Origin of the sequence: Christiangramia qingdaonensis (assembly GCF_048381525.1) — a bacterium.
Classification (GTDB): Bacteria; Bacteroidota; Bacteroidia; order Flavobacteriales; family Flavobacteriaceae; genus Christiangramia.
Genome location: NZ_JBLWIM010000018.1, coordinates 39797 through 49255, shown reverse-complemented (window position 1 = coordinate 49255; position 9459 = coordinate 39797). Strand labels below are relative to the sequence as shown.

Annotated in this window: 9 protein-coding genes; 3 read left to right on the top strand and 6 right to left on the bottom strand. The window is 38.3% G+C overall.

Going from position 1 to position 9459, the window contains the following annotated elements:
- The first annotated feature begins 132 nt into the window (after window positions 1-132).
- Together ACNI3T_RS14080 and ACNI3T_RS14075 are read left to right on the top strand one after the other, a co-directional pair.
- On the top strand, window positions 133-1302 hold the full coding sequence (locus ACNI3T_RS14080; protein ID WP_418228371.1) for an invasin domain 3-containing protein: 1170 nt from the start codon (window positions 133-135) through the stop codon (window positions 1300-1302).
- Window positions 1303-1311: 9 nt separating this feature from the next.
- Window positions 1312-2850: a cellulase family glycosylhydrolase gene (locus ACNI3T_RS14075; RefSeq protein WP_418228370.1), complete on the top strand. Its 1539-nt coding sequence runs from the start codon at window positions 1312-1314 to the stop codon at window positions 2848-2850.
- Window positions 2851-3040: 190 nt separating this feature from the next.
- On the opposite strand, the gene ACNI3T_RS14070 is transcribed toward ACNI3T_RS14075, so the two are convergent.
- The 3 genes from ACNI3T_RS14070 to ACNI3T_RS14060 all read right to left on the bottom strand — a co-directional run bounded on the left by ACNI3T_RS14070 (window position 3041) and on the right by ACNI3T_RS14060 (window position 5898).
- Complete coding sequence (locus ACNI3T_RS14070; RefSeq protein WP_418228369.1) at window positions 3041-4237, bottom strand: glycosyltransferase; 1197 nt, start codon at window positions 4235-4237, stop codon at window positions 3041-3043.
- 78 nt (window positions 4238-4315) lie between these two features.
- Window positions 4316-5566 carry an oligosaccharide flippase family protein gene (locus ACNI3T_RS14065; RefSeq protein WP_418228367.1) on the bottom strand — a complete coding sequence of 417 codons (1251 nt, stop codon included), beginning with the start codon at window positions 5564-5566 and terminating at the stop codon, window positions 4316-4318.
- Window positions 5567-5586: 20 nt separating this feature from the next.
- The gene (locus ACNI3T_RS14060) at window positions 5587-5898 is read right to left on the bottom strand and encodes an STAS domain-containing protein (RefSeq protein WP_418228366.1); all 312 of its coding nucleotides are present in this window, start codon (window positions 5896-5898) and stop codon (window positions 5587-5589) included.
- Between the two features lie 149 nt (window positions 5899-6047).
- Between ACNI3T_RS14060 and ACNI3T_RS14055 the strand changes: the two genes are divergently transcribed.
- A complete protein-coding gene (locus ACNI3T_RS14055; RefSeq protein ID WP_418228365.1) occupies window positions 6048-8102 on the top strand; it encodes a tetratricopeptide repeat protein in 2055 nt (684 codons plus the stop codon).
- Here ACNI3T_RS14055 and ACNI3T_RS14050 read toward each other — a convergent pair.
- The 3 genes from ACNI3T_RS14050 to ACNI3T_RS14040 all read right to left on the bottom strand — a co-directional run.
- On the bottom strand, window positions 8099-8305 hold the full coding sequence (locus tag ACNI3T_RS14050; RefSeq protein WP_418228363.1) for a hypothetical protein: 207 nt from the start codon (window positions 8303-8305) through the stop codon (window positions 8099-8101). The genes ACNI3T_RS14055 and ACNI3T_RS14050 overlap by 4 nt on opposite strands.
- Window positions 8306-8616: 311 nt before the next feature.
- Window positions 8617-8784, bottom strand: a complete 168-nt coding sequence (locus ACNI3T_RS14045) for a hypothetical protein (RefSeq protein WP_418228362.1) — start codon at window positions 8782-8784, stop codon at window positions 8617-8619.
- Window positions 8785-8915: 131 nt separating this feature from the next.
- On the bottom strand, window positions 8916-9459 hold a 544-nt coding region (locus ACNI3T_RS14040), incomplete at its 5' end, for a T9SS type A sorting domain-containing protein (RefSeq protein ID WP_418228361.1).

Sequence of the window (9459 nt, the reverse complement as noted above, 5' to 3'; positions counted from 1 at the left end):
CCTTGATATTTCACGTAAAGTTGTGCCAGAAAGAGTACGATCACAGCAAGAACTTTCAAATCTAGAGATCGAAGGATCCGGGTTTAGTTCCATAAAACTGGAAATGAATAATTACGTAGGAAACCCAAAATAATGAACCTGAAACAATTCTTCATGTTGATCTTTTTCTTCGGAATCATTTCTGAAGATACTCCGGTGGTTTCTTCGGAATCTATTCCTGAAGTGAGTATGGCCGGGGAAGAATTACTGCTCACTTTCAATACTACTTCAGCTGAAGCCTTGCTTATACTGAAAAATGCCTACGGAAGTACAGCGATCAAAGCTGAAAAATCCAACAATTCAGTATTTAAAGTCCCGAAGTTTATGTCTGATAAAAGCGGGATTCTGAGATGGAAATATTTAAATAAGAAAAGTTCCAGGTCTGGTGAGATAAATATTTTACCTCAAACAACTCCGAAGTTGATCGAAACTTATTTTGGTCCGCGTAGTATACAGGCTGGCTATGATGATTTTTCCATGCTGGTTAGTATTCCGACAGATTCACTGGATAATCCACTGGCAGATGGAACTTCAGTTAATATTTCAGAATTTTTCCAGGGTAGTTTATGGCAGCAGGATTTTCAAATGGAACATATGTTTGCCTGGAAGAATATTAATACCCGGGAAAAAGCAGGTAAGATCACGGTAGCCACTTCCGCAGAAGGTGTTGCAGGTAAAGAAATGATTAGTAACGTGTATCCTTCACTGGCTTCAGACTTCAGCATTACTACAAATTCAGAGCATTTGCATGCTGATGGAAATCAGGTTACCCAGCTAATAACATCACCTATAACCGATGATTTTGGTAATATTGTAAGTGATGGAACTTCCGTAGAATTTGTGGTGGAAACAGAAAAGGGGCTGAGATTAAAAACAAGTGCCAACACTATTAACGGAGTAGCTACGGCGCAATTACTTCATCCTGAAGAGGCTGGAAGCTGGAGTATACAGGCAAATGTTACTGGAATGGCCATTTCTAATTCGTTAAGCATCGAATTTGAACCAGTTTTGACCGAAATTCCTCACGATATAAGCGATCGAAATATTACAGTAGGTCCATTGAAAAGTTTTATGAACCAGTCACTACCAGATGGTGCAGAAGTTCATTTCCAAATAGTGCTGGAAAATGAAGATATCTATAAAGAGAAAGTACCAACCCAGGACGGAGTAGCGAACTTTAAAATCCCGAAGACCATAGCACTAGAGAATATTAGGGTGATCTCTGTGAAAACTATGGGAGTTCATAAAAAAATAGATCTGTAAATGCACAAAATGCTCAACAAAAATCTATACCGTGCCATCCTGATCCTAACATTTATCGCGGTTAATGCGATGATCATTTTTGGTCTTAGCAGTGTTTGGGGATTTCTAAATACTGGTGCAAGCAGATCTACCATGTTACATACCGAAATCAAAAGCAGGCGTATGTATCTACCGGAAGTAGTGTGGGATACTAGCGCTTACAAAGGTAGAGCTATGGAAAATCAAAGTTTGCAGGAGATCGAACGAGATTATTTGAACGGCTGGTATGTGAAGAATTTAGCACTGCATTCCAATAAGACATTTGGAGTTGAAGATTATTATACAGATTCTGCGAGGGTAAATATTTACAACATCATAGACTTCAATAAAGCCCATGATCTTTCATTCACCACAACCACAACGAATCACCATCCAAAATTGCTTTTTTATAGTGCAGATGGACAACTCGTGGTTTTTGAAGATCGCAGGGTGAGGCAGTTTAGCCAAACTTATTCCGAAGAAAAATTGATCGATGAGGAAATCGACACCAGTAGCTACAAAGTCATGATGCTTCTGGAAGATGGATTCTGGAGAGTTAGGCATATAAAGAAAGTAAGATCAGATTTTGAAAATGTTGAATTGGAAGTAGAGGCCGACTGGCATATTAAAGGCGATCAACTTTACTTTAAAAATAAGAAGTTCCAGATCAAAGGCATGAACTACTATCCGCAGGATAGTCCGTGGGATATGTATGGCGAGAACTTCGAAATTGGGGTTATAGATAATGATTTTGAATTACTTAAAAACGAAGGCTTAAATACTTTGAGACTGTTTATACCTTACGAAGATTTTGGTAAAGCAGGTATTAAACCCGCAAAACTTGAAAAATTGCATAAAGTGATGGATGCTGCAGATAGTAACGATCTAAAGGTGATCCTGACACTGTTCGATTTTTACGGAGATTATTCTGTACTTGACTGGACCCTAACTCATGAACATGCGCGACAAATTGTAAATGAATTTAAAGATCATCCCGCACTTTTAGCCTGGGATCTCAAGAATGAACCAGATCTTGATTTCGAAAGTAGAGGAGAGTCACTGGTCAAGAAATGGCTGGAAGAAATGGCTTTCCAGGTAAAACAGGTCGATCAAAGACATCCAGTTACCATAGGTTGGTCCAGTGCGAAGGCTGCTGAGAATCTAAATGAAACGGTAGACCTGGTAAGTTATCATTTCTATGAGCCTATGGAGAATTTTATAGATTCCCATCAGGAACTAAAAGAACAAGTGACTAAACCTATAGTAGTTCAGGAGTTTGGGCTGTCTTCCTATAATGGTCTATGGAATCCATTTGGTGCAGATCTAACCGGGCAGGCAGAATATCATAAGTACATGCAACAGCAATTCTCTAATGCAAACATTCATTATGTTTCCTGGACTTTGTACGACTTCCCTGAAATTCCAAGTGAGGTTGCCGGTTCGCTGCCCTGGAGGAAGAAAAAACAGACGGCTTTTGGCTTTATTGATCTGGATGGGAACAAGAAACCAGCTTTCGAATTTATTGAATAGGCTCTCAAAAGCGTGCTGATTTATATTAAACATTATCACTTAAGTCGATCATTGTTCTGGTAATTCATCGCAACTTCAGAAAAGATGAGCAGAGCAGGAAAATTATTCAGCTCGTTTCAGGTATAAATAAAAAAGGATAGAAATTTCTTTCTATCCTTTTCATCTAACCAATAACCAATAATCAACCTATTCAAACAAAATTTAAATTCATTTTAGCCCGTAAGAGTTTCTGAAATTCATCAAGATAAAGCTGAGCAATTTTCTCCATGGGCAAACTGCAGGCCGCATCATAATTCACTTCTCCAATTGTTCTTCTGTGGAGATCGTTCTCTATGATCTTCTCCATAGAATCTGCCAGTGAGTTCACATTACCTGGTTCAAAAAATTCTCCCACATATCCCTCTTCCTCTACCAGCAAGGCAAGATCTCCCAGATTAGGCATTACAACTGCTTTCCCGTATGAACCAGCCTGGTGCAATACTCCAGAACTACCTGTAGTGGAAGTATAGGGAAAGGCCACTAAAGTACTTTCTCCAAAGATTACAGGAACATCTTCCTCTTCTACATAGCCAGTAAACGTTAGATTTTTGACGTGATCATATTTTTTCATAACTCCTGCAAGATATCCTGGAGTATTCGGGCTATCTGTTCCTGCGATCACTATTTCCAGTTCCTGGTCTGTTCTCGCTCTTAATTTTTCAACTGCTTCAATAAGAATATCTACTTTTTTATAAGTCCCAAATTTTCCGAAGGTCATAATCTTCTTAGGCCCTTCCGGAAGATCGAAATCTGGTTCTGGCGGTGTTTCAAAAGAACCATGAGGCACCTGTATCACATTCTCTGCCTTATATTTATCCTTGATGACATCTACATATTTCCCTATGGTGAGAGCAACAGTATCTGCCTGCAGCAGTGCCCTGGTTAGACCAGTTCCCATCATGTTATATATTTTCTGAAGAAATTTACTTTGTGTGAAACCAGCGTTTCCAAGATCTACCTGCTCCAGGATATTATGAAGCAATACGATCGTAGGGATTCCTTTTAATCTGAAAAGTAATGGTAATAAAAGTCCTAAAGCTGCAGGAATCTTTTTATCTCCGAATTTCATGAATTGAAGATTAAAAAGTATAGCATCAGGCTTTTGTTTTACCACATTCTTATAGATGCTAAATATGTTCTTATAACTATTGAAGTTCCACGATTCCTTGACACTTACCTTACAATTATCTGTATTGAAGTCTATTAGTTTAGGTTCCTTTGTATGATCTGTAATTAATACAAGCTCGTCCACTTCAGGTTTTTGCGCGAATTGTTTTGCAAGATGATAACCGTATTCATTTAAGGTTACTTTGCTTGGTGGGTAAGCGGTGATTAGTGCAAGTTTCATAATCGTGGTTTTAATTAGATTCTATGTAAAGATCTCATCTTTATGTCTTTACTGAAGATATTTTCGTTCGGTTGAAGTTTAGTTTCGACGAATAGATCGTTTCATATGATAAAGAAAATAGATCCCCTGTGCGATCAATAGAAGTGTCATTACAAGGATTTGTGCTTCCACAACCATTTCTAGGCTCTCATGCTGAAAGAAGATCACCGTTAGCTGAAGTAGTCCAAAAATTCCAGAGAGTAGTACAGGAAGGTATTTATCTAAAGAAAGGAAATAATAGACAAAAACGTTAGCTATCGCAAATAATGAACTAGCCAGGGCATATTTCCATAACAAGGATGCAACTTCTACATAAGCCTCACCAAATAGAATATTGATGATCAAAGCTGGAAACATGGCATTCACCACTACGATTGCAATCGCAAGAAAAGTGATCATTCCAAGATATTTGAAGAATAACCTGCTTGTATCCAGACCTTCTTTTTCCCGCTTAACTACTTCCGGCAGCAAAAGCATTACGAACATCCAGGCTACAAAATACACCGCTCTCCCAATAAGTGCCAGTGAAGAGTATAAACCCGCTTCATGAGCTTCAAAAAAGTGTTTTACCAATAGGATATCCCCGTTATTAATAAGGATCTGGGTAAGTTCATAAAAGGCAGTAACCACAACGAACTTCCTTAAATGTTTCAATTCCGCAGTACTTATTGCAGGAAGCACTTTTTCAGAAATTCTTTTATAAGGTAACAAACCTGGAACAAGACTAACCAGGATTCCAAGAGCTACTAATTCTGAACTACGAAAGGGTAACAGCATAATAAAGGCAAGAGTTAAGAGTAATCTGCTTAACATTTCTCCCTGGTATGTGATAGATAGTTTTATAAAATCCTGCTCTCCCTGGAAGTACCCTCGGTTGACGCTCATGAGGAAATAAACTGGAACTCCCATTCCAAATATTCTGAACATCGTTGCAGAACCTGTATTGAAAAATGCCTGTAATTCTGATGCTCCAATTAAGATCACTGCGCCTAGAATAGCACCTATGATAATACTCCATTTCCTGCTGTATTTTAGAAATGCTTCTTTTTTGTTACCATCAAAAGTCCCAATGAACTTGGCCACGCTTAATTGTAGCGTCATGGCTACAAAGGACAGGATAAGTAGAAATGTGATAAGAATCGCAGCATCGGCAAATGCTTCTGGACCCAGAAGTCTTCCTAGAATAAGGTTATAGAGATAGTTACCTACGTTAACTATCAATGCACTGATCATAAAAACCTGGGTGGGTTGCAGTACAATATTTAGTTTATATAATTTTAAGGTGATCATGGTGGTGGTTTTATGGGGTTCTAGGCACTCAGCTGGAAATAATTGAAGTCAAATAGGTTACAACCAGAATTTAGAAAAGCAGCCTGGAGGTTGGGATTATTTGCACCTTGAAAGCTTAGATATTTTCCTTCTGCGGTCGCATGAAGCAATAATTCGTAGAACGTATAAACTCCTGATACATCTATTTGCTCAAGCAGCGAAAGGTTTATGATCGCTTTCGATTTCAACTTCAGCATAATCTCAAAGTATTTCTTAACTTGTTCAGCATTGTATGATGAAACCTTACCGAGTAACTCAAATACTCCTTCGTTCTCATAGATATTTAGCGACATAATTTTAAGTTTTTCGGTTCTTAACTACCGCTAAGATCGTTTCTAATTCCGGGAATTAAAGGCAAGCTTCGATGAATGGCAGATTGCTGTAGATGAATTATCGAAGATGTGTTTGTAACTTGCTTTCAAGCAATCTAACCACCCAAATCATGAATTTTAAATATTTAATAGTTGTACTCGTGTTACTTATTTTTCAATTGAAATCCACCGCTCAGGAAATGGAGCAGGGTTTTGGCTACCTTGAAAATGGAGAATTCGCTGCGGCTAAAGACTTTTTCTCAGAGATCCTTGAAACTTATCCTGAAAACAAAACTGCCAGGCTTTGTTATGCCCGGGCGGTAGGATTGCATGACGATCCATCAAAAGCGAACGATCTATTTAGTGGTCTGTTGAAAGAATATCCGCATGACCTGGAGATTCAGCTTAATTATGCCGAATCTTTACTCTGGAATAAGAATTATCAGGATGCAGAAGTTTACTACAAGCAACTGGTAAAGGAAAATCCTGAAAATTTCGGAGCCTTATTAGGTTACGCCAATACGCTAAGTAATTTAAAGGAATACGAACAGGCATTAAATCTTATCAATAAATCGCTGGAAGTATCGCCTCAAAATCCTAACGCGATGTTGTCAAGAAAATATATCAGACTGGGATACGCCAATCAATTTTTAACTAACCGCAACTATGAGACTGCGCTTCGCTATCTGGATGAAAATCTGAACGAGAATGAACAGGATCAGGAAAGCTTGCTTAATAAAGCGAACGTCTATTTAATTCAGAAAAATGGAGCAGGGGCAAGGGAGGTTTATGAGAAACTGGCGCTAACGAAGAACGATAGTATTCTGGCATTTAACGGGATATCTCTTTCTTACCACATTGATGGTGACGAAAAGGAAGCTCTAAAATATGCTGAAAAGGCTTTTGATTTGGCAAAGACCTCTTCTGATAAAGCACGTATAATGGATGCTGAAGAACGGTATGTTCAGGCTTTGACCTGGAATAGGAAGTTCTCCCAGGCAGAAGATCTAATCACAGATTTAAAGCAGAAATATCCTGAAGAATCCCGTATTCTGGCGTTGGAAGCAAGTATGGGAATGTATACAGGCGAGTTCAAAAATAGTATCGAAAACTATAAAGCGATACTTGCTCAGGATTCAGCTTCTTTTGATGGAAATCTTGGAATAGCGAATGCCTATTTTGCAAATTCTGAGATCATTAAAGCGAAGGATGCTGCAGAAAAAACACTGGAATATTATACGAATCAGCAGGATGCCCAACAGTTTCTTACGAAACTGAATAATACCTACAGGCCATTACTGGAAGAGAACATAAGTTACTCCTTCGACAACGGGGATAACAAAGCCGTTGCCTCAACAACTAGGCTGGTACTACCTTTAAGTACAAAACTGGAAGTTTCTGGAGCCTATACTTTTAGAGAGACCATGAATACAAATTCAGATCTTGAAGCTACCTCCAACCAGTTCAATCTTGCTGCAAGGTATCGATGGAGTGCAGGTTTGTTATTGAGAGCTAATGCTGGTTTTGTAAAAGCAAATTCTTCCCAGACAGAATATACCAATGCTGTAGGTGAGATCGCTGCAGGGCTAAAACCATTTGTTAGAGACGATCTGGAGATTGGTTATCGCAGGGATATACAGGATTTTAATGCCGAATTACTAAACAGGCAGATCGCCGGGAATCATTTCTTTCTGAATAACAATTACTCAACCAGGTATGGACTTGGGTGGTACCTGCAGTATCTGCATACCGAGCAAAGCGATGATAATACCCGTGATCTCCTTTTTACTTCTTTCTATTACAGTTTCCTGAAAAAGCCAGTTCTAAAAGGCGGACTAAATTATCAGTTCATACAGTTTAAGGACCAGGTGCCAACTATCTATTTTAGTCCGGAGCAATTTCATGCTACCGAGATCTTCCTGAACTTTTTAAGCAATGATCCAGATTCCAGGTTTTCTTATGATATTACTGCGGCCACTGGGTTTCAGTTTATCGAAGATGATGAGAAACAGGGCACTTATCGATTACAAGGAAAGATTGGATACAACATTAGCAATCGATTTATCGCAGGTATCTATGGGAATCATAGTAATATTGCCTCTGCTACAGCTGCCGGTTTTACGTATACTGAATTTGGTATCAACTTAAAATGGAACTTTAAGTCAACACCTTTGTTCGCTTTCTAATACTGTTCAACTTCGGAAATCTTCATAATATTCTCTTTATTTAATTTGTAGTTCATCTGAACTTCGGAAGGGGCTATGCACGATCTAATTTTTCTCGCATATCTGGCCATTCCTTTGTTTTGAAAGAATACTGATTCTACTAAAGCTACAATTCCGAAGAAATTAATGTCTATAACGTTGTTTGTACAGTCTTCTTTCAGCATTTGAGATTATGGCAGGCTTCTCTATACTTTTAATAGTTATAAATTAATAATGGTCTCTGAACCCTTAAGATTTAAAACTCCGGATTTAATCTTCAAGTTAAGCCTACACGATATTACTATTAATATTCTGGATGCTATTGCTGACATTTTTTTAGGTATCTAAAATGCTTCAGAAATATCAGAGAAAGCAGGATAATGCTATTGTGAAGAAGTATTATATAAGAGCTTGTAGGTATCACTTATTTTGGTGAATGCCTGTCAATAATTAAAATTACTGGTATAACCATGTAGACCACAAATAAATACTTTTGCTACACCTGACTTCTATTAGAGCTGCTGACTACGAATTTTCCAGTGATTAGCCATCCAATCGAGAGTCCTGCCAGTATTCCCAGGATAAAACCGTATCCATCTGTATAATACAATCCAATAACGGAGAAGATCAAAACTACTAAGCCTAAAAACTGGATCTTATTCATTTCATTTTTTTTCTGAAGTTATTACAAGATAGAAAATATTCAGAAGACTATGAGGAGAAGAGTAGAGGAGTAGGTATAAAACGATAAGCCGGGGACCCCTCCCCGGCTTATCAACCTAACCACCTAAAAACTTAGTGAGTAACCAACAAACTAAGTGTAAATTTATGTCTGCCATTTAAGATGAGCACACCTTTGTAAACCCCTGGATTTACTGCTCTCAATTTTACAGGCAATTCATTTTTAGTATGAACGTCGTTGTGTATTTTGGAATAAATGATCTTTCCGGTGAGATCGTAAATATAGATCTCGGCAGTTGCAGCTTCCATGGGTAATACTACACTGGTTTCTGTCTTAAATGGATTTGGATAATTATATGCTTTTTTCTGAACAAGGCTGTCTAATTCAGCAATATCAATCACGGGCTCCGGTAGAGGTTCTGGCTCATTCACGGTCACGCTTGCAGAGAACACAAGATTCTTGATATTGAGAGCAAAATCCTGATAGTTACTGTAATCACCCTGCACAGAGAAAACGATGGCTTTCAAGTCTTCACCTTTATAATTTCCAGAAGAGTTTGAGAAATCTTTCAGAGCAATACTTTGAGCTGTGATCTCCTCTTTAGGATCGAGCTTAAGCTTGTAGCGTTCATTCCAGTCCTGAAGATCACTGGTCACT

Coding starts and splice junctions, on each gene's coding strand:
- ACNI3T_RS14050 (WP_418228363.1), bottom strand. CDS start 8,305: ATGCTGAAAGAAGACTGTACAAACAACGTTATAGACATTAATTTCTTC.
- ACNI3T_RS14075 (WP_418228370.1), top strand. CDS start 1,312: ATGCTCAACAAAAATCTATACCGTGCCATCCTGATCCTAACATTTATC.
- ACNI3T_RS14080 (WP_418228371.1), top strand. CDS start 133: ATGAACCTGAAACAATTCTTCATGTTGATCTTTTTCTTCGGAATCATT.
- ACNI3T_RS14055 (WP_418228365.1), top strand. CDS start 6,048: ATGAATTTTAAATATTTAATAGTTGTACTCGTGTTACTTATTTTTCAA.
- ACNI3T_RS14045 (WP_418228362.1), bottom strand. CDS start 8,784: ATGAATAAGATCCAGTTTTTAGGCTTAGTAGTTTTGATCTTCTCCGTT.
- ACNI3T_RS14060 (WP_418228366.1), bottom strand. CDS start 5,898: ATGTCGCTAAATATCTATGAGAACGAAGGAGTATTTGAGTTACTCGGT.
- ACNI3T_RS14065 (WP_418228367.1), bottom strand. CDS start 5,566: ATGATCACCTTAAAATTATATAAACTAAATATTGTACTGCAACCCACC.
- ACNI3T_RS14070 (WP_418228369.1), bottom strand. CDS start 4,237: ATGAAACTTGCACTAATCACCGCTTACCCACCAAGCAAAGTAACCTTA.